At 67.8% G+C, this 19,139-nt stretch carries 17 protein-coding genes; 11 read left to right on the plus strand and 6 right to left on the minus strand.

Translation table 11 applies throughout. From position 1 onward, the window contains the following. Nucleotides 1-39: 39 nt before the first annotated feature. Entirely contained in the window at nucleotides 40-1,482 is a 1,443-nt protein-coding gene (locus tag BM199_RS02155) for an alpha-amylase (RefSeq protein WP_091668581.1), read from the minus strand. Between the two features lie 221 nt (nucleotides 1,483-1,703). On the opposite strand from BM199_RS02155, the gene BM199_RS02160 reads away from it, so the two are divergent. Beyond that, the gene (locus tag BM199_RS02160; protein ID WP_143101745.1) at nucleotides 1,704-2,123 is read left to right on the plus strand and encodes a hypothetical protein; all 420 of its coding nucleotides are present in this window, start codon (nucleotides 1,704-1,706) and stop codon (nucleotides 2,121-2,123) included. Between the two features lie 57 nt (nucleotides 2,124-2,180). On the opposite strand, the gene BM199_RS02165 is transcribed toward BM199_RS02160, so the two are convergent. The 4 genes from BM199_RS02165 to BM199_RS02180 form a co-directional block, all read right to left on the minus strand. Continuing rightward, complete coding sequence (locus BM199_RS02165) at nucleotides 2,181-2,819, minus strand: hypothetical protein (protein ID WP_091668586.1); 639 nt, start codon at nucleotides 2,817-2,819, stop codon at nucleotides 2,181-2,183. 6 nt (nucleotides 2,820-2,825) lie between these two features. Then, entirely contained in the window at nucleotides 2,826-3,581 is a 756-nt protein-coding gene (locus BM199_RS02170) for an amino acid ABC transporter ATP-binding protein (RefSeq protein WP_091668588.1), read from the minus strand. A 149-nt stretch (nucleotides 3,582-3,730) separates the two neighbouring features. Further along, nucleotides 3,731-4,540, minus strand: coding sequence for an amino acid ABC transporter permease (locus BM199_RS02175; RefSeq protein WP_091668591.1), 810 nt, complete (start codon nucleotides 4,538-4,540; stop codon nucleotides 3,731-3,733). A gap of 35 nt (nucleotides 4,541-4,575) precedes the next feature. Continuing rightward, nucleotides 4,576-5,397 carry a transporter substrate-binding domain-containing protein gene (locus BM199_RS02180; RefSeq protein WP_091668593.1) on the minus strand — a complete coding sequence of 274 codons (822 nt, stop codon included), beginning with the start codon at nucleotides 5,395-5,397 and terminating at the stop codon, nucleotides 4,576-4,578. A 438-nt stretch (nucleotides 5,398-5,835) separates the two neighbouring features. On the opposite strand from BM199_RS02180, the gene BM199_RS02185 reads away from it, so the two are divergent. The 4 genes from BM199_RS02185 (at nucleotide 5,836) to BM199_RS02200 (ending at nucleotide 10,402) form a co-directional block, all read left to right on the plus strand. Next, entirely contained in the window at nucleotides 5,836-7,485 is a 1,650-nt protein-coding gene (locus BM199_RS02185; protein ID WP_177242436.1) for a circularly permuted type 2 ATP-grasp protein, read from the plus strand. A gap of 10 nt (nucleotides 7,486-7,495) precedes the next feature. Further along, complete coding sequence (locus tag BM199_RS02190) at nucleotides 7,496-8,443, plus strand: alpha-E domain-containing protein (protein WP_091668599.1); 948 nt, start codon at nucleotides 7,496-7,498, stop codon at nucleotides 8,441-8,443. Continuing rightward, nucleotides 8,440-9,297, plus strand: coding sequence for a transglutaminase family protein (locus tag BM199_RS02195; protein WP_245788080.1), 858 nt, complete (start codon nucleotides 8,440-8,442; stop codon nucleotides 9,295-9,297). The genes BM199_RS02190 and BM199_RS02195 overlap by 4 nt, the downstream gene beginning before the upstream one ends. Nucleotides 9,298-9,400: 103 nt before the next feature. Then, nucleotides 9,401-10,402, plus strand: coding sequence for an iron-siderophore ABC transporter substrate-binding protein (locus BM199_RS02200; protein ID WP_245788081.1), 1,002 nt, complete (start codon nucleotides 9,401-9,403; stop codon nucleotides 10,400-10,402). Between the two features lie 49 nt (nucleotides 10,403-10,451). Here BM199_RS02200 and BM199_RS02205 read toward each other — a convergent pair whose 3' ends face one another. After that, nucleotides 10,452-11,870 carry a M20/M25/M40 family metallo-hydrolase gene (locus BM199_RS02205; RefSeq protein WP_091668603.1) on the minus strand — a complete coding sequence of 473 codons (1,419 nt, stop codon included), beginning with the start codon at nucleotides 11,868-11,870 and terminating at the stop codon, nucleotides 10,452-10,454. A gap of 221 nt (nucleotides 11,871-12,091) precedes the next feature. Between BM199_RS02205 and BM199_RS02210 the strand changes: the two genes are divergently transcribed. The 6 genes from BM199_RS02210 to BM199_RS02235 all read left to right on the plus strand — a co-directional run bounded on the left by BM199_RS02210 (nucleotide 12,092) and on the right by BM199_RS02235 (nucleotide 19,129). Continuing rightward, on the plus strand, nucleotides 12,092-12,964 hold the full coding sequence (locus BM199_RS02210) for an ABC transporter ATP-binding protein (protein ID WP_091668606.1): 873 nt from the start codon (nucleotides 12,092-12,094) through the stop codon (nucleotides 12,962-12,964). Further along, nucleotides 12,952-13,740, plus strand: a complete 789-nt coding sequence (locus BM199_RS02215; RefSeq protein ID WP_091668609.1) for an ABC transporter ATP-binding protein — start codon at nucleotides 12,952-12,954, stop codon at nucleotides 13,738-13,740. The genes BM199_RS02210 and BM199_RS02215 overlap by 13 nt, the downstream gene beginning before the upstream one ends. Before the next feature lie 110 nt (nucleotides 13,741-13,850). Further along, nucleotides 13,851-15,668 (plus strand): AMP-dependent synthetase/ligase, encoded by a 1,818-nt coding sequence (locus BM199_RS02220; RefSeq protein ID WP_091669662.1) that lies wholly within the window; start codon nucleotides 13,851-13,853, stop codon nucleotides 15,666-15,668. Between the two features lie 139 nt (nucleotides 15,669-15,807). Then, a complete protein-coding gene (locus tag BM199_RS02225) occupies nucleotides 15,808-16,704 on the plus strand; it encodes a branched-chain amino acid ABC transporter permease (protein WP_091668612.1) in 897 nt (298 codons plus the stop codon). Then, nucleotides 16,704-17,831 carry a branched-chain amino acid ABC transporter permease gene (locus BM199_RS02230; RefSeq protein ID WP_091668614.1) on the plus strand — a complete coding sequence of 376 codons (1,128 nt, stop codon included), beginning with the start codon at nucleotides 16,704-16,706 and terminating at the stop codon, nucleotides 17,829-17,831. The genes BM199_RS02225 and BM199_RS02230 overlap by 1 nt, the downstream gene beginning before the upstream one ends. Before the next feature lie 17 nt (nucleotides 17,832-17,848). Continuing rightward, nucleotides 17,849-19,129, plus strand: a complete 1,281-nt coding sequence (locus BM199_RS02235; RefSeq protein ID WP_245788082.1) for an ABC transporter substrate-binding protein — start codon at nucleotides 17,849-17,851, stop codon at nucleotides 19,127-19,129. The last annotated feature ends 10 nt before the right edge of the window (nucleotides 19,130-19,139 follow it).

Consider the following 19,139-nt stretch of genomic DNA (forward strand, 5'->3'; position numbering starts at 1 on the left):
GAACATCTCTTACAAGTACTTGCAGAAACTTTCAGGCAACTATTCGGTCGCGACATGGATGGCGACCGCGTCCTTGGGCTGCACCGTGATGGTCGCCCGGCCTGAACCGCTCACCTGAACACACTGGCCGTCCGACGCCGCGAGTACGTCGCAGTAGGTGCCCTGCGGAAGCCCTGTGGTGAACTCTCTGGTCAGCGGCGCGCTCGTGTTGTTGATCGCCACGAAACCCGCATCGCCCCTGCTGAACGCAATGGCGTTGTCGCCGTTGGTCCACCAGTTCCGCACCGGTGCGCCGGCGACCGCCGAACGCCAGCCGACCATGCCGCGCACTGCCGGGTCGCGGTGCGTGCAGGTCCACTCACCACTGCCGCAGTCGACCGGGCGCACCGTCCCGTCCGCGTTGGCTGGCGGGGACTCGTCCCGGCCGGAGAACCTGAAGCCGGTGTAGACCTGCGGTGACCCGTAGTCCCAGGCCAGCGTGAACACGGTCGCAAGGCGGTAGGTCGGGCCGTCGCGGTAGGACAGGGTGCTGCCGTCGCGTTCGGTGTCGTGGTTGTCGACGAAGGTGACCGCGTACTCGTCGGGCTGCATCCCCCAGGACTCGCCGATGGTCTCGAGGTGGGCAATGTTGCCGTGGAACTGCTCCTTGAGCTTGCGGGCGAAGGTGAACTCCAGCAGGTCGCCACTGGCCCGATAGGGGTCGAGCCGCACCGCGCCGCCCGGGATGACCTCCTGGTAGACGTCGGCGTCGACCCGGTCCGCGATCGCCCGCAGGTCGTCAGCCGGGATGTGTTTCGCGGCGTCGACCCGGAACCCGTCGACACCGAGGCCGACCAGGTCGTTCAGGTAGGCGACCAGGGTGTCCCGTACATAGTAGAAGTCGGTGCGCAGGTCCGCGAGGCCGAGCAGTTCGCAGTTCTGCACCTCGGCCAGGTTGTCGTAGTCGGCGATCTCGCCGGAGGGGTTCGGGCAGTGCTGCGGGTGGTAGTGGAAGTCGTTGCCGGAGTACAGGCCGGGGTAGACGTGCTTGTCGGTGAAGGTGGACCCGCCGTAGCCCGTGCCGCCGTTGTTCTGGCCGGTCATGTGGTTGAGCACGGCGTCCACGTAGACGTCCACACCCGCCGCGTCGCAGGACCGCACCATGGCGGCGAAGTCCGCGCGGTCGCCGAGACGACTGGTGAGCTGGTAGCTGACCGGTTGGTAGACCTCCCACCAGGGATGATCGGCGCCGGGCAGGCTGATCGACTCCTGTGGCGGGGACACCTGCACCCCGCCGAAGCCCTGCGGGCCGAGCACCTCGGCGCACTCCGCGGCGACGGAGTCCCAGTTCCACTGGAACATGTTGACGATGACGCCACGGTCGTCGGCCTGCGGCTTGGCCGCGGCAGGTGCGGCGGTGACCGAGGTGAGCAGGGCGGTGGCGGGCAGCACGGCCACGATCGCGGCCAGGGCTCGGTTTCTGGTGGACAGGCGGGATCGCACGGGGAACCTCCTACGGCGGCGGTCCGCGAAGGCGGACCGGGGACCGGATTACGGGGAGGAGCCCGGGATCTCCTCGCTGAGAGTGGCCACAAGGAGAGTCGCCGACCTACAGCAATCCTGTCAACATTTGCATGAAACTTTCATGCAATAACCGACGAACGTCTTGCTCCTTCGGGCGAATTCGCTCCGCCGACATGCCGTGGTGGCACTACCGTTTCCTGGTGAACCTCGATCGGACGGACCGACACGGCCCAGCGGAAGTACTCGTGGCGTATCTCAGGACCGCCGGGTTCACCGTCGATGCGGGTGACTCGCCCGGCGAGTACGTGGTCACCGCGTGCCAGAACGACCCGATGCCGCTACGGCCGCGCGTGAGCCTGCCCGATGACCTGATCATGGAGTACCTGGACGAGTTGGAGCGCACCCCTGGCGCCACGGGAGGGCTGACCGCGTTGTCGATCACCGAGGTGCATCTCGAAGAGGCGCTGAGCGCCGGTGTCGAATACCGCCCGACGACCGCCGTCGGCGTGCGCCGTCGGCGTGGGGGCGTGGAGTTTTTCTGGGAACGTCTAGCTGCACCTCCCGCCCCGGAGTACGACGCCCCGCCGGAGGACCTGGAGTGGCGCGCCGATCGGCCGTAGCGCCACCAGGGTTGCCGAGGCCGGAAATTCGTCGACGAGTTTCCTGGCGGGACGTGCTCAGGGGTGCCGGAGCAGGTTGTTCGCCTCGTACCAGTCGGCCACCTGGTCGGCGAGTTCGGTCGTGGTGCGGCCCGCGATCGGGAGTTCGAGCACCGGCAGTGTGCTGCGCGCCGCAGCGCCACGCAGTTGTGCCTGCTCGCGGACGAACACGTCGAGGTCGTCGTACTGCGACGGATTGCCGGAGACCAGCAACCGCTCCGCACGCGCATCGGGGAACGTGGACTCCTCCCGGACACAGACGACGATCGCGAAACCCAGCGGTTTCAGCCGATCCTCCAGCCAACCGAAGTCCTGCCGTCGCCCCGAACGAGCCTGCCAGACCGCTGTGGACAGATGGAAGCGGTCGACGATCCAGGAGTAGTAGCGCTGGAGTTCGAACAGCCGCACCCACGTGCGATAGACCTCCAGAGCCGTGGCCTCCTGCTCCGGCCCGAAGTTGATCAGGCTCGGCCCCCACGCCTCGTTGGTGATCCCGCTCCACTCCGCCGAGACCAGCGGGGAGTGGTAGCGGTACTTGCGCCGGCCGACCATTCGAGGGTGCTCGTTCAGCGCGAACGCCAGATCCGTCTTACCGGTCAGCCGCGTGCCCTCGAGAATTACCTTGGGGCACAGCGGCCGGCCGGTGACGGGCTTCACCCGGTGCTACTCCCCGCTGTGGATCGGGTTGAGCACCCTGGACAGAAACTCCTGTGTGCGGGGCTCCTGCGGGTCGGCGATCACCTGGCTGGGCGGGCCCTGCTCGACCACCACGCCGGCATCCATGAACAGGACCTTGTCGGCGACCTCGCGAGCGAACTGCATCTCGTGGGTCACCACGAGCATGGTCATGCCCTCGTCGGCGAGCCTGCGCATCACGCTGAGCACGTCGCCGACCAGCTCGGGGTCCAGCGCGGAGGTCGGCTCGTCGAAGAGCATGACTTCCGGATCCATCGCCAGCGCCCTGGCGATGGCCGCCCGCTGCTGCTGTCCGCCGGAAAGCTGGGAGGGCATCGCGTGCGCCTTCTCCGAGAGCCCGACCCGTTCCAGGTTGGCCAGGGCGATCTTCTTCGCCTCGTCCTTGTCCCGCTTCAGCACCTTGCGCTGGGCGATGGTCAGGTTGTCCAGCACGCTCAGGTGGGCGAACAGGTTGAAGGACTGGAACACCATGCCGATGCCCCGCCTGGCGAAGTCCAGGTCTACGTCGGGGTCGGTCAGCTCGTGCTCCCCGACGACGACCGTGCCGCCGTTCGGCTCCTCCAGCAGGTTCACACATCGCAGCAGCGTCGACTTGCCCGAACCGGACGGCCCGATGATGCAGACCACCTGTCCGCGCTCGACCTTGAGGTCGATTCCCTTGAGGACCTCCAGCTGCCCGAAGGCCTTGCGCAGGCCCGTCACGTTGACGATCACGTCGCTCATACTTCTTGCCTCACTCGCCGGCGGGCTGCACATCGCTCAGTGCCGTACCCAACTCGCTCACGGTGCCAGTCGCTCATACTTCTTGCCTCACTCGCCGGCGGGCTGCACATCGCTCAGTGCCGTACCCAACTCGCTCACGGTGCCGGCGCTCAAGCCTCGACCTCCAGGCCCTGTTGTTTCTTGCGTCCGGTCCGGCGTTCCAGGTACCGCGACAGGTAACCCAACGGCAGCGTGATGATCAGATAACACAACCCGGCCACCAGGATGGGGGTCAGCGAGCCGGTCGCGTTCAGCCCCTCACGACCGAACTTCGCCAGCTCGTACTCGGTCCGAGCGAGGCCGAGCAGGTAGATCAACGAGGAGTCCTTGGTGAGTAGGATCAGCTCGTTGGTCAGCGGCGGCAGGATGATCCGGAACGCCTGCGGGATGACGATCGTGATCATCGCCCGGCTCGCCGACATACCCAAGGACCTGGCGGCTTCCACCTGGCCTGGCGGAACCGCCTGGATACCTGCCCGCAGCGTCTCCGCGATGTAGGCCGACCCGACCAGACCGAGCGCGATGGCCGCGGTCGAGTAGATGTCGAACCGGAGGTTGAACGCCAGCGGCACTCCGTAGCCGAGCGCGATGAACACCAGCAGCGCCGGGATGCCACGGAAGAACTCGATGTAGACCGTGGCGATCCAGCGGTACGGCCCCACCGAGGACAACTTCATCAGCGCGAAGATCAGCCCGAGCGCCAGCCCGAGCGCGAATCCCAGCACCGTGTAGATCACCGTGTTCACCAGCGCGGTCTGGATGATCGCTGGGAACTGCTGTGCCGCCGCGTCCAGATTGAAGAACGCGTGGGTGATCGTCGCCCAGTCCGCGAAGACAGCCAGCAGCAGGACGACGATCACCAGTACGGCGTACTGCGCACCACGAAAAACCTTGGCGCGTTTGCGCCGTGACATTCCCACTTCGTGAACTCCTCGAGAAGTGACCGACTAGCCGTTTACTTGGACTCCGGCTTCGTCCCGAACCACTTCTCGTAGATCTGGTCGTAGGTGCCGTCGCTCTTGGCCTTGGCCAGTACCTCGTTGATCTTCGCCACAAGCGCGCCGTTACCGGAGCGGACCGCGATGCCGTACTGCTCGCCGGTCTCGAACTCCTCGGCGACCTCCGTGTCCGGATTGTCCTTGGCGAACTCGTACATCACGAAGTTGTCATTGATCCCGCCTTGGACCTGGCCGGTCTTCACCGCGGTCTGCAGCAGGGCGAGGTCCTCGAACTGGCGAGTCGTGTAACCGAACTTCTCCTTGTTCTCCTCGCCGTACTTCTCACCGGTGGTGCCGAGCTGAACACCGAGAGTCTTGCCCTTGAGGTCATCCATGCCGGCGATCCCAGAGTCCTTCTTCACCAGCAGGACCTGGTTGGCGTCGAAGTAGCCGTCGGAGAAGTCCATCACCTTGTCGCGGACGTCGGTGATCGTGATCGCGGCCGCGGCCAGGTCACACTGGCCGGTCTCGAAGGACTGGCCGGACTCGATGCCTTCGAACGAGGTGTCCTCGATCTGCTGCTCGACGCCGAGGTCCTCGGCCACCAGGTCGACGAGGTCGACGTCGAAGCCGACCGTCTCACCGTCCTTGCTGAACTGGAACGGCGGGTACGGCAGGTGCGTGCACGTGGTGAGCGCGCCCTCCTTGATCAGCGCGATCTCGCCACCGGCCTCGGAGTCGCCGCCGGTGTTGACTTGCTCGGCACAGCCCGCCGTGGTGACGGCCAGGGCCAGCGCGGACAGCAGGGCGAATGCCCTGCGGGGGGATCGACGCGCCACGATGTCACTCCTAGTAGTTCTTACTGGTTGAGTTCACGCATCCTGCCATCCATCGGCACGAGAACACAGCATCGGCAAGTTACAGCACCGTTGCGACGCAAGTCCGCGGAAGGAAACCCCAGGTCCGCTGGCTAACCTCCACGCGTGCGCAGGACCTGGGGAGCCCGGGCGCTCTACCTGCTCGCGCTGCTCCCGTTCGCCGGCGCGCTGCTGCCGGCCGCGCGGGCACCGCGGATGCGCCTGCTGCGTCGTCGACGCGACCGGGGTCGTGGTGGGCGGAGCCGTCACCGGCATCGCCCGTCCAGACGCGACAGTCGCGGCAGGAGGCGAGAGTCGCTCGGGCTGGCTCGCGGTTGCCGCACCGGGAGTAACCGAGCCGGCAGTCCTGGTGACCGCCGGGCCGAAGCTCCACCGGATGCACGTGGCAGGGTGAGGCCCATGAACGCCAACTCCGCGCCGAAGCTGCCGCCCTCCGGCCGCAGGGCCCGCCCCACCCGGGCGAGGTCCGCAAGCAGGCCCGGTGCGCAGTTCGACGGTTACCTCGCCCCAGGACGCCCGTATCCCGGTGCCTTCGACGAGATGTTCGGCCCGGACGGCGTCGTCCGGGCGCCCTACCGCTCGCTCTACGAGTCGATCTCCACCCTCGCCGCGACCGACCTCAGTGCCAGGGCGGACGCCCTGGACCGGGCCATGGTGGACCAGGGCATCACCTTCTCCCTCTCCGGCCAGGAACGGCCGTTCCCGCTGGACCTGGTGCCAAGGGTGGTCGCGGCCGCGGAGTGGACCCGACTGGAACGCGGAGTGGCGCAGCGGGTCAGGGCGCTGGAGGCATTCCTCGCCGACGTCTACGGTGACGCGCAGATCCTGGCGGACAATGTGCTGCCCCGCAGGCTGATCACCTCCTGCGCGCATTTCCAACGCGAGGCGTTCGGGGTCAACCCGCCCAACGGCGTCCGGATCCACGTGGCCGGAATCGACCTGGTGCGCGACGAGGAGGGGACGTTCCGGGTGCTGGAGGACAACCTCCGCAACCCCTCCGGTGTGTCCTATGTGATGGAGAACCGGCGGACGATGACACGGGTCTTCCCCGACCTGTTCGCCAAACACCGCGTACGTCCCGTCGGCGACTACGCCGCTCACCTGCTACGCGCGCTGCGAGCCGCTGCCGCACCCAACGTCGCCGATCCGGTCGTGGTCGTGCTGACCCCCGGTGTGCACAACTCGGCCTACTTCGAGCACTCCCTGCTGGCCCGGCTGATGGGCGTCGAACTGGTCGAGGGCAGGGACATGTTCTGCCGAGACAACATCGTCTATCTGCGGACCACCGAGGGCGAGCGCGCCGTGGACGTCATCTACCGCAGGATCGACGACGAGTTCCTCGATCCCGTGCACTACCGGCCGGACTCGGTGCTGGGTGTGGCGGGCGTGCTCAACGCCGCGCGAGCGGGCAACGTCGTGATCGCGAACGCCGTTGGCAACGGCGTCGGAGACGACAAGCTCGTCTACACCTACGTGCCGGAGATGATCAAGTACTACCTGGACGAGAAGCCCATACTGCCCAATGTGGACACTTACCGGTGCTGGCTCTCGGACGAGCACGACTACGTGCTCTCGCATCTGGACGAGCTGGTGATCAAGCCGGTCGAGGGCTCCGGCGGCTACGGGATCGTCTTCGGGCCCGACGCCTCGCCGAAGGAACTCGCGGCGATCCGGCGCAAGATCAAGGCCAACCGGCGTGGCTGGATCGCCCAGCCGGTGGTGCAGCTGTCCACGGTCCCGTCGAAGGTGGACCACCGGCTCGCTCCTCGGCACGTGGACCTGCGGCCGTTCGCCGTCAACGACGGCAAGGAGATCTTCGTGCTGCCCGGCGGGCTCACCAGGGTCGCACTGCCGGAGGGCAGCCTGGTGGTGAACTCCTCGCAGGGCGGGGGCTCGAAGGACACCTGGGTACTGGCCGCCCGTTCCTCGACGGCCGAGCGGGAGCTGGATTCCCCCTCCCTCGCGGAGGCATCTACTGTGGACGGTCTTGTCGCCGAGCAGGGACCCGAACTGACGACGTCACAGCAGCAGCAACAACAGCAGGCATGAGGAGGCGCCGATGCTCGCACGCAATGCCGAATCCCTGTACTGGATAGGCAGATATGTCGAGCGTGCCGACGACACGGCGCGCATCCTCAACGTGTCCGTCCACCAGTTGCTGGAGGACGCCAGCGTCGACTCCGACTTCGCCAGCCGTCAGCTGCTCGCCGTCCTCGGGATTCCGCCGGACGACCAGGGCGAACTGGACGTGTGGAAGCTGACCGAGCTGGTGGCGTACTCGAAGGAGAACGCCAGCTCGATCGTCGGTTCGATCAACTCGGCACGGGAGAACACCAGGGGCGCCCGCGAGGTGGTCTCCACCGAGCTGTGGGAGTGCCTGAACGCCACGTGGAACGCCGTGCCCGAGCGGCAGCGATATGCCCGCAGGGTGGGACCGCACTCGTTCCTGTCCTTTGTGGAGGAACGCGCGGCGATGTTCGCCGGCCTCGCCGACTCCACCATGAGCCGCGACGACGGCTGGCTCTTCCTGGTGCTCGGCCGGTCCGTGGAACGCGCGGACATGGTCGTGCGGCTGCTGCTGTCGCGTGTGCAGGACAAGGCCTCCTCGCCGGGCTGGGTCACGGTGCTGCGCTCCGCGGGCGCCCAGGACACCTACCTGCGGACCTACCGTGGCGCGCTGGACGCCGGCCGAGTGGTGCAGTTCCTGCTGCGCGACACGCTGTTTCCCCGCTCGGTGTTCCACGCGCTGCGCCAGGCCGAGGAGTGCCTCGACCAGCTCGACCCCGAACTGCACTCGCGGACGAACGAGAAGGCCGAGGCGCTGCGCCTGCTCGGGCGTGCTCGCAGCGAGCTGGAGTTCCTCCGGCCCACCGACCTGCTGGAAGAGCTGCCGCGCAGGCTGAACGCGTTGCAAAGCACCATCCGCGACGTCGGCGAGGCGGTCTCCGTGCAGTACTTCCACTCCGCGCCGTGGGTAGCCTGGCGAGGTACGGAGGTGTCGGTGTGACGGTGTCGGAGAACAGCTGGCAGCTGCGGGTGGTGCACAGCACCGGCTACCACTACGCGTCCCCTGCCACCCAGTCCTACAACGAGGCCAGGCTGACGCCGCGGTCCGACCGGACGCAGAACGTGCTGGCGACCAGGATCGAGACCACGCCCGCCACCAGGGCCTACCGCTACACCGACTACTGGGGCACCGAGGTCACCTCGTTCGACCTGCACGCCCCGCACACCGAGTTCACCGTGCTGGCGACCTCCGTGGTCGAGACGGCGGCGGCCGCCGAGCCGATCCGCGAGGCCACCTGGAAGGACCTCCGGTCGGAGGCGGTGATCGACGAGCACACCGAGTACCTGCAGCCCACCAAGTACACGCCGCGCGACCGCGAACTTGCCTCCGTCGCGCAGGCGCTGCGCAAGGGCAGAGGTCCCGCGGACACGGTGCTGGCGATCGCGAAGTGGGTGCACGACCAGCTGACCTACCGGCCGGGAAGCACCGGCGTGCACAGCACCGCGACCGACGCGTGGCGGGCCCGCGAGGGGGTGTGCCAGGACTACGCACACGTCACGCTGGTGATGTTGCGCTCGATCGGCATTCCGGCGAGATACGTGTCCGGATACCTGCACACGCGGCCCTCGGCCGCCCTCGGGGAGACCGTCGCGGGCGAGAGCCATGCGTGGGTGGACGTCTGGACCGGCGGCTGGTGGGCGTACGACCCGACCAACGCGATGCCGGTCGGCCCCAGGCACGTGTGGGTGGCGACCGGCCGCGACTACGCCGACGTCGCCCCGCTCAAGGGCATTTTCACCGGTGGCGCGGGCTCCACCCCAGAGGTGGCGGTGCAGCTCACCCGCCTCGCCTGAACGAGTCGCGCGTCACGACCTGGCCGGCAAACCTGGCCCAACTTCTTAGCGAAGGCTAGCCTTCCTTCGAAGTCCAGCCAAGTTTGCTACTCAGGGAGTTCGAGTGTTCCACGGCATCAGACGACGGGCGCTGGGCGTGATCGCGGTCGCGGCCTTCGCGCTCACCGCATGCGGATCGACCGGCGACAGCGGTAACGCGGACGGCGCTGAGCCGGCCCCCGGCGACGCGAGCGCCTACCCGGTCACGATCAACACGATGTTCGGCGACGTCACGGTGCCCGAGAAGCCGAAGCGGGTGGTGGCGCTCGGCTGGTCGGACGCGGAGACCGCCCTCGCACTCGGGGTGCAACCGGTGGGCGCGAGCGACTGGCTCGGCTTCGGCGGCAACGGCGTCGGCCCGTGGGCGGAGGGCCGGTACGACGAGCCACCCACCATGCTCGGCACGACGGAGATCAACTACGAGCAGGTGGCGGCGCTACAGCCGGATCTCATCCTGAACACCCGCTCGGACGGGAAGAAGGACATCCACGACAAGCTCGCCCAGATCGCCCCGACGGTCGGCCCACCGCAGGACGTCGTGCCCTACGGCACCACCTGGCAGCAGCAGATGACGATGGTCTCCACGGCACTTGGCCTCGTCGACGAGGGCGAACAGCGGATAAAGGAGGTCGAGACCGCGTTCGACGAGGCGGCCGCGGCGCATCCGGAGTTCGACGGCAAGCAGGTCGGTCTCGGCGCCTACTTCGGCAGTCAGTACGGCGCGTACGTGCAGGGAGACTCGCGGGTCGCCTTCATGAGCGAGTTCGGGTTCCGGAACAAGCCGGAGATCGACGCGCTGGCCGAAGGCAACTTCTACGTCGAGGTCTCCGCGGAGCGGCTCGACCTGCTCAGCGCCGACCTGACCGTCGTCTTCCCGATCGGCGACGAGGCCGCGAAGTTGCGTGCCGACCCGTTGCTGAACGGGATCTCCGCTGCGCAGCAGGGGCGGCTGCTGGTGCTGGACGACCAGACCCTCATCTCGGCGTTCTCCGGTGGCTCGACCCTGGCCACCAAGTACGCGATCGACAACGCCGTCCCGCTGTTCGCGCAGACCCTGGCGGGCTGAGCGGCCCGAGCCGCCCAGCCCGTCCGGTCCGGCTCGGCCCCCGAACCGCTCAGCCCCTGGCGTGGGCGTCGAGGATGTGGGCCACGGCCTCGGTGACGCGCTGGGCGTGCTCCACGTGCAGCCACTCGTCGGGCACGTGGGCGTTGGAGTCCGGGCCAAGTACGCCGGTGACCAGGAACTGCGCCTCCGGGTACTTCTCTCCGAGCAACCCCATGAACGGGATCGACCCGCCGAGTCCCACACTGCGCCATGGTTCGCCGAAGACGCCTGCGCTCACCTGCTCCAGCGCACCGGCGAGCCACGGCGCCGACTCGGGAGCGTTCCAGCCGTCGGCGTGCTCGGTGCCACTGAGCTCGACGGTGGCCGAGTACGGCACGTCCGTCGTCAACACGTTCTCGACGGCCTTCAGCGCTGCCGCCGCGTCGGCCGTCGGCGGTAGCCGGAAGCTCAGGGCCAGCGTCGTCTCGGCCCGCAGGACGTTGCCCGCCTCGTCGGGCGCGGGGAGCCCGGCTCCGCCGATGACCGAGAGCGTGGGCCGCCAACTGTTGTTCAGCAGCAGCTCCAGCTCTTCGTCCGCGACCGGCTTCGTGCCACCGTGCAGCGGGAACGCCGACCTGACGGCGCCGGGAGCGACCTCCGCCGTGGCGGCGGCCTCCGCCCGCCGGTTCGCCGGGATCTCCACGTTCAGCTCGTCCAGCAGGATCGCTCCGGTCTCGGAGTTCTCGATCCGTTCCAGCAGCCCGCGCAGCACCCGGAACGAACTCGGCACGACACCGCTGGCCAGCCCCGAGTGTTGCGCCGAGTCGAGCACGCGCACGGTGACGCGCACCTGCGCCATCCCGCGCAGGCTGGTGGTCAGCCACAGCCGCTCGTAGTCGTTGCCGCCGGAATCGAGGCAGACGACGAAGGTGACCCGGCCGAGCCGGTCGCCGAGGTGCTCCAGGTAGGCGGGCAGATCCGGGCTACCGGACTCCTCGCCGGTCTCCAGCAGCACGATGGTGCGGGCATGTGCGCCGCCGCCCGCGCGCACCGCCTCCAGCGCGGCGGTGGCGGCATAGCCCGCGTAGCCGTCATCGGCCGAGCCCCGGCCGTAGAGCCGACCCTCACGCAGGACCGGGGTCCACGGTCCGAGCCCGGAGGACCAGCCCCCGACGGGGGGTTGCTTGTCGAGGTGCCCGTACATCAGCACGGTGCCCCGATCCTCGGCGCCGGGCGTGGCCGGGACGTCGAGCAGCAGCAACGGACTGCGGTCGGCGAGCCGCACCACATCGATGCTCGCCCCGGGGATCTCCCGGGCGGCGAGCCAGGCGCGCACGTGCTCGACGGCGGCATCGAGGTGGCCGGAGCGCTGCCAGTCGGAGTCGAAGCCCGGCGACAGGGCGGGAATCTCCACCAGGCCGGACAGGCTGGGCAGGATGTCGTTCTTCCACAGCCCACGGACGGTTTCGCGTACGGAATTCTGTTCCACGCCGTCATCCTGCCATCCGCGTTCCTGGAGTCATTGGAAAGGGAAAGACGGATTCCGGCCGAAACACGAAAGAAACCGCCTTGATTCGATCGTTGCGCCGGGACCGGTCACAGTTCGGCCCGGCTATTGCCCAGACGCAACCCCGGGGCTACGTTCACAATCTGCGTGATCCACATCACTCCGCTTTGTCCGGTTGTTCGACCAGGAACGGGGACATCGGTATGGGTAATCGCTCTGCGCCTGCTGCTCACGCGGCGACAACTGAGCGGCCGGTACCGACTCCTGCGGCCTTGTCCGTGAACAACGTCGAGGTCGTCTACGAAGACGTGGTGCTCGTGCTGCGCGGGTTGAGCCTGCAGGTCGACGCCGGGTCGATCGTCGCACTGCTCGGCGCCAACGGCGCGGGAAAGACCACCCTGCTCCGCGCCGTCACCGGGCTGCTGTCCCCGCACCGGGGCAAGATCACCAAGGGTTCGGTGCGCCTTGACGAGGAGGACATCACCGGCGCCGATCCCGCCGATGTCGTCCGCAGGGGCATCGCACAGGTGATGGAAGGCAGGCGCATCTTCGCCGAGATCACCGTCGACGAGAACCTGCGCACCGGCGCCTACACCCGCCGGTCACGCGCGGAGGTGCGGGAGTCCTACGCCAGGGTCATGGACCTGTTCCCGGCGCTGGCCGGCAGGCGAAAGTCCGTCGCGGGCTACCTGTCCGGCGGCGAGCAGCAGATGGTCGCGATCGGCCGCGCGCTGATGGCCGCACCACGGCTGCTGCTGCTCGACGAACCGTCGCTGGGCCTCGCCCCGAAGATGGTCGAGCAGGTGCGCGACATCGTCGTGCAGATCAACGCACAGGGCACGAGCGTGCTGCTGGTGGAGCAGAACGCGACCATGGCGTTGTCCATCGCGCACTCGGGCTACGTGCTGGAGACCGGGAAGGTCGTCAAGGACGGCCCCGCGAGCGAACTGCTCGCCGACTCCGACATTCGCGAGTTCTATCTCGGCACCGCCACCGGTGCAGGGGACTCCGTAGGCGAACGCCGGTCCCTGGCCGACGTCAAGAGCTACCGGAGGAAGAAGCGATGGAGCGCGTGACGAATCCGGAGCAACCGCTGCTGGAGGTGCGGGACCTGACGATGCGCTTCGGCGGGGTGACCGCGTTGGACGGTGTCGGCTTCGAAGTGCGGAAGGGTGAACTGTTCGCGGTGATCGGCCCGAACGGCGCGGGCAAGACGTCCATCTTCAACTGCCTCAACGGTGTCTACCGGCCGCAACAGGGCAGTGTTTCGCTGGAAGGACAGCAGATAGTCGGCCGCACTCCTGCGGCGATCGCCTCGCTCGGCGTGGCCAGGACGTTTCAGAATCTCGGTCTCTTCCAGCATCTCTCGTTGATCGACAATCTGCTGCTCGGCCGCCACCATTTGATGCGCACCGGCTTCCTCACCGGAATGTTGTGGTGGGGCAGGGCGAAGCGCGAGGAGATCAGCCATCGGGCCGCGGTCGAGGAGATCGTGGAACTGCTCGAACTCGAGCCCTACCGCTGGACCCCCGCGGGAATGTTGCCCTACGGCGTGGCGAAGCGGGCCGAACTCGGGCGCGCACTGGCGATGCGGCCACGGCTGTTGCTGCTCGACGAGCCGGTGGCGGGCATGAACCTCGAGGAGACCGAGGACATGGCCAGGTACCTGATCGAGGTCCGCGCGGAGCTGGACCTGGCGATGATCCTCGTCGAGCACGACATGCGGCTGGTGATGGACCTCGCGGACCGGGTGCTGGCGCTGGACTTCGGCGTGGTCATCGCCGAGGGCACGCCGGCGCAGGTGCAGAACGACCCACAGGTGATCGAGGCCTACCTTGGGGGAGCGGCATGAGCAAACCCGAGCAACCTGCGTCTGAGGCAGCAGACCGTGAGAAGCGAATGCCTTGCACGCCGAGCGAGGAACGAGCGAGGCCGATAAGACACGGCATGAGCAAACCCGGCATGACCACCACCGTCGATGCACCAACCACTGTGGACACTCTGCCCGCGCGGCTGCTGGAGCTGGCCCGGGAACAGGGCGACGACGTCGCGATCCGGGAGAAGCACCGTGGCTGCTGGCGCGAGTGGACCTGGGCGGGTTACGCCGAGCGGGTCGCGAAGGTCGCGGCCGGTCTGCGCGAACTGGGCGTCGGCCCCGGCACCCGTGTCGCGATCCACTCGGAGAACCGGCCGGAGTGGGTGATCGCCGACCTCGCCGTGCAGGGCCTCGGCGCGCAGAGCATCGGGATCTATCCGACCTCGCCCGCGATGGAGGTGCAGTACCTGCTCGGGCACTCCCGCTGCAGCGTGTTGATCGCCGAGGACGAGGAGCAGCTGGACAAGACACTGGCCGTCCGGGATCAACTGCCCGACCTGCGCCATCTGGTGGTGATGGATCCGCGCGGTGTCCGGATGGACGCCGCGGGGCCGCTGCTCACGTTCGCCGAACTCGAACAGCGCGGTGATACCGGAGACGCGCTGAACTCTTACACGGACTCGGTGTCCCGCCTCGACCCTGCTGACACGGCGATCCTCGTGTACACCTCGGGCACGACCGGGCCGCCCAAGGGCGCGATGATCTCGCACGCGAATCTGGTGGCCTCGGCACGCGTTTTCGTCGAGGCGCTCGGCAGCGGCCAACGCGACGAGGTGCTCAGCTACCTGCCGTTGTGCCATATCGCGGAACGGCTGATCTCCGTGGTGGACGCGGTGTGGGCCGGGTCGGTGGTGAACTTCGGCGAGGGTGGGCCGTCCTTCCAGCACGACCTGCGCGACGTGCAGCCGACGGTGTTCCTCGGCGTGCCCCGGGTTTGGGAGAAGATGCTGGCGGGAGTGGAGATCCGCATGGCGGACGCCTCCCGGCTCAAACGCTGGTCGTACCGCGCGAGCATGCGCCATGGACGACGGATCGCCCCTCGGCGGATGGCCGGGACCGTCACTCTCGCCGACCGGCTGACCTTCGCGGTGTGCGACACGCTCGTCTTCCGGCCGCTGCGCGAAAAGCTGGGCATGGTCCGGGTGCGGACCGCGATCAGCGGCGCGGCACCGATCGCCCCGCAGGTGCTGGAGTACCTGTGGGCCATCGGAATTCCGGTGCGGGAGGGTTACGGGCAGACGGAGAACACGGCCATCTGCACACTCACCCCGGCAGGCGATGTGCGCCTCGGTTCGGTCGGTGTGGCGATGACCGGCGTCGAGGTGAAGATCGCCGAGGACGGCGAGATCCTGACCCGCTCGGCCGGGGTGTTCCAGGGCTATCTGGACAACCCGGAGGCGACGGCGGCCACCGTCGACGCGGACGGCTGGTTGCACACCGGCGACGTGGGCGAGCTCGACGCCGACGGATTTCTGCGGATCACCGACCGGAAGAAGGACGTCATCATCACCGCGGGCGGCAAGAACGTCTCGCCCTCGGAGATCGAGAACCGGCTGAAGGTCTCGCCGTACATTCGCGAGGCCGTCGTGATCGGGGACCGGCGCAGGTACCTGACCGCGCTGATCGGTGTCGAGCGGGACACGGCCGGCGACTGGGCGACCCGGCGCGGGCTGGCCTACACCACCTATGCCGACCTCTCCTCGAAGCCGGAGATCCGCAACCTCGTGCAGAGCGTGATCACCGAGGCCAACCACGACCTCGCCGCTGTCGAGCAGATCAAGAAGTTCACGCTGATCGACAAGGAACTCGACCACGAGGACGGCGAGCTGACCGCGACCCAGAAGGTCAAACGCAGGGCGATCGCCGACCGGTTCGCGGACGAGATCGAGGCGATGTACCGATGACCGCCCAGCACCGCACTTTCCCGGGAAAGTGCCCTCGTTGCGCACGCAAGTACCGCACTTTCCCGGGAAAGTGCGGGTACCCGTCGCTCGCCCGCATCGCACTTTCCCGGAAGAGTGCGACTACCGCGGAGGCGGCGAGATGACCGCATTCCTGCAGAACTGCTTTGCCGGGCTCGCGCTCGGTTCGACCTACGCACTCGTGGCGCTGGGTTTCGTGGTCATCTACAAGTCGACCGGCGTGATCAACTTCGCCCAGGGCGGCCTGCTCGCGCTGGGCGCGTACCTCGGCTACACCTTCTCCAACAATCTCGCGATCGCGTTCACCGTCGCGGTCGTGCTCGGCTGCCTTTCCGCCGCCTTGGTGGGCGCGGGGTTCGAGCGCCTCGTGCTGCGCAGGATGGTCGGGCAGCCACCGTTCTCGGTCATCATGATCACCATCGGACTGTTGTTCGTCCTGGAACCACTGATCACGGCGATCTGGGGGTTCGAGAACAAGCAACTGCGGAACCCGTGGAACATCCGCACGGTCGAGGTCGGCGGGCTGGTGTTCGGCGTCCGTGATCTGTGGACGATCGGCCTCACCGCCGCGGTGGTGGTCGCGTTCTTCGTCTTCTTCCGGTTCAGCTCGCTCGGACTCGCGATGCGGGCGACGGCCTTCGATCCCGAGGCCGCGCTCGCCCAGGGCATCAGCGCGCGCCGGGTGTACGCGGTGTCGTGGGCCATCGCGGCGGCACTCGCCGCGCTGGCCGGAATCACCATGGCAGCCGGCCCCGGCGGGCTCTCGCCTTCGATCGGGTTCATCGCACTGGCCGCATTCCCCGCGATGATCCTCGGCGGCCTCGACTCGCCGGCGGGCGCCGTGCTCGGCGGTCTGATCATCGGCCTGGCGGAGGCACTGACCCGCGGCTACCAGGACCAGCTCTTCTCCTGGGCAGGCGACAACGTCTCGATCATCGTCCCGTACCTGCTGATGATCGTGATCCTGCTGATCCGGCCCTACGGACTGATGGGCACCAAGGAAGTGAGGCGGATCTGATGGCGATCACTTCCCCGCGCCGACGCCAGGCGTCCAGTGCGCACCGCAATCTCACGCGCTCCTACCGCGAGGACGTCCGGCTGTTCGGCACGCCGTGGGGACGGTTCGGTCTCGTCGCCATGGTCGTGGTCTTCCTGGTGCTGCCCGCCGTCGTGCAGGACGACTTCTGGCTGTCGGTGCTGATCTACGTCGGCATCACCGCGGTCGGCGCGATCGGACTGAACCTGCTCACCGGCTACTGCGGCCAGATCTCCCTCGGCCACGCCTTCTTCATCGGCGCGGGCGCGTACGTGACCGCGCGCGTCGGCGGCGACCTCGGGCTGCCCTTGCCGCTCTGGTTGCTCGCGGCCGCACTGGCCGGCGCGGCGCTCGGCGGCCTGATCGGCCCGTTCACCCTGCGACTGCGCGGGCACTACCTCGCGATCGTCACGCTGGGCCTGATCTTCGTCGGCGAGCACCTGTGGCGAAACCTCACAGGCCTGACCGGCGGCAACTCCGGAACCTCGGTGAATGCCGGGGCGAGTTTCGGCCCGGTGGACTTCAGCGCGCTGACCATCGCCGGCGAGACGTACTCCCGCAACCAGGGCTACTTCTGGCTGGTGTGGGGACTGGTCGCCATCGTCGCGCTGCTGGCCAAGAATCTCGTCCGCACGCGGCCCGGCAGGGCACTGCAGGCGGTCCGCGACCGCGACCAGGCGGCCGAGGTGATCGGGGTCAGGGCAGGCAGGTACAAGATCGGTGCCTTCATGATCTCCAGTGCCATCGCGTCGATGGCCGGGGCGTTGTTCGGCTCGTATCAGCAGTTCGTCAGCCCGGACGAGTGGAACCTGCTGCTGTCGATCCAGTACATCGCGATCGTGATCGTCGGCGGACTCGGCACGATCTTCGGCTCGGTCCTCGGCGCGATCTTCGTCGGCGCGCTGCCCGCCCTGATCGACCGCTACAGCGCGGTCATCCCCGGCGTGCGCACGTCGGTCGGGGGCGACGGGTTCATCAGCGTCTTCGCGCTCAACCAGGCCATCTTCGGCGTGCTCATCGTGTTGTTCCTCGTGCTGGAACCACGCGGGCTCGCCGGGATCTGGCTCCGGACGAAAAACTACTTCAAAGCCTGGCCGTTCTCGTACTGATGACAGGAGGCGTCACCATGCAGGTGCATCGAAGGAAACTCACGGCGGTCCTCGCCGGGGCAGCGCTGGCCGTCACGGCCTGTGGTGGCGCGGGCGACGACGGCGGCTCGGGCGAGGGCCAGGCAGGCGAACCAGGTACCACGGCCGGTTTCGACGGCACGACGATCAAGCTCGGCGTGCTCAGCCCGCTATCCGGTCCGATCGCGGTGATCGGACAGCCACTCACCTCCGGGAACAAGGTGTGGTTCGACCACATCAACTCCGAGGGCGGGATCGCGGGCAAGTACAAGGTCGAACTCGTCCAGGAGGACACCCAGTACAAGCCGGACGTCACCGTCCAGCAGTACAACAAGGTCAAGGGCGAGGTCGCGGCGTTCACCCAGGTGCTCGGCACCGCGCCGACACTCGCCGTGCTGCCGCAGCTCAAGTCCGACAAGATCCTGGCCGCACCCGCGTCGCTCGACGCGCTGTGGGTGCGGGAGGACAACCTCCTGCCGGTCGGGGCGCCGTACCAGATCCAGTCGATCAACGCGATGGATCACTACCTGTCGGAGGGCGGCGGGACACCGGATTCGAAGATCTGCACGATGGTGCAGGACGACGTCTACGGCGAGGCCGGCCAGGAGGGAATCGACTTCGCCGCGGAGAAGTACGGCTTCACGGTGACGAACAGTCAGCAGTTCAAGGTCAGCACCGAGAACTACGCGGGGCAGATCGGCGCCCTCGCCGGAGCCGGCTGCGAGATGGTGTTCCTGACCGCGACCCCGACCGACGCGGGCAAGATCTGGGGCACCGCTGCCCAGGCCAAGTTCGCCCCGAAGTGGTACGCCCAGTCACCGAGTTACGTCGGCGCGCTGGCGAAGTCGCCGGTGGCGCCGTACATGCAGCAGTACGTCACGATCGCCGCCGAAGGGACCGAGTGGGGCGACGCGTCCGTGCCTGGCATGAAGGACATGGTGGAGCGCGTCACCAAGTACGCACCGGACCAGGAGCCCGACTTCTACTTCGCCTTCGGCTACAACCAGGGCCGCGCGATGACCGCCGTGCTGGAGAAGGCGGTGGAACTCGGTGACCTGTCCAGGGACGGGATCCTGGAGGCGTCCAAGCAGCTCGGCACGGTGAGCTTCGACGGGCTCACCGGCGACTACGCGTACGGGCCCGCGGAGAGCCGCAACCCACCGCGGTCCACCACACTGTTCAGTGTCGACCCGGCAAAGCCCTTCGGCCTCGCGACCCTGAAGTACAACTTCACCTCGGATGCCGCGAACGAGTTCGAGTTCAAGAAGGCCGACATCTGAGGCGGTGCCT

The organism is Amycolatopsis marina (assembly GCF_900111885.1).
In the GTDB taxonomy this organism is placed as follows: Bacteria; Actinomycetota; Actinomycetes; order Mycobacteriales; family Pseudonocardiaceae; genus Amycolatopsis; species Amycolatopsis marina.

What these genes read in the sequence shown, in the direction of transcription:
- BM199_RS02225 (WP_091668612.1), top strand. Translation starts at nt 15,808, where the DNA reads ATGACCGCATTCCTGCAGAACTGCTTTGCCGGGCTCGCGCTCGGTTCG.
- BM199_RS02210 (WP_091668606.1), top strand. Translation starts at nt 12,092, where the DNA reads ATGGGTAATCGCTCTGCGCCTGCTGCTCACGCGGCGACAACTGAGCGG.
- BM199_RS02220 (WP_091669662.1), top strand. Translation starts at nt 13,851, where the DNA reads ATGACCACCACCGTCGATGCACCAACCACTGTGGACACTCTGCCCGCG.
- BM199_RS02215 (WP_091668609.1), top strand. Translation starts at nt 12,952, where the DNA reads ATGGAGCGCGTGACGAATCCGGAGCAACCGCTGCTGGAGGTGCGGGAC.
- BM199_RS02185 (WP_177242436.1), top strand. Translation starts at nt 5,836, where the DNA reads ATGAACGCCAACTCCGCGCCGAAGCTGCCGCCCTCCGGCCGCAGGGCC.
- BM199_RS02235 (WP_245788082.1), top strand. Translation starts at nt 17,849, where the DNA reads ATGCAGGTGCATCGAAGGAAACTCACGGCGGTCCTCGCCGGGGCAGCG.
- BM199_RS02190 (WP_091668599.1), top strand. Translation starts at nt 7,496, where the DNA reads ATGCTCGCACGCAATGCCGAATCCCTGTACTGGATAGGCAGATATGTC.
- BM199_RS02230 (WP_091668614.1), top strand. Translation starts at nt 16,704, where the DNA reads ATGGCGATCACTTCCCCGCGCCGACGCCAGGCGTCCAGTGCGCACCGC.
- BM199_RS02170 (WP_091668588.1), bottom strand. Translation starts at nt 3,581, where the DNA reads ATGAGCGACGTGATCGTCAACGTGACGGGCCTGCGCAAGGCCTTCGGG.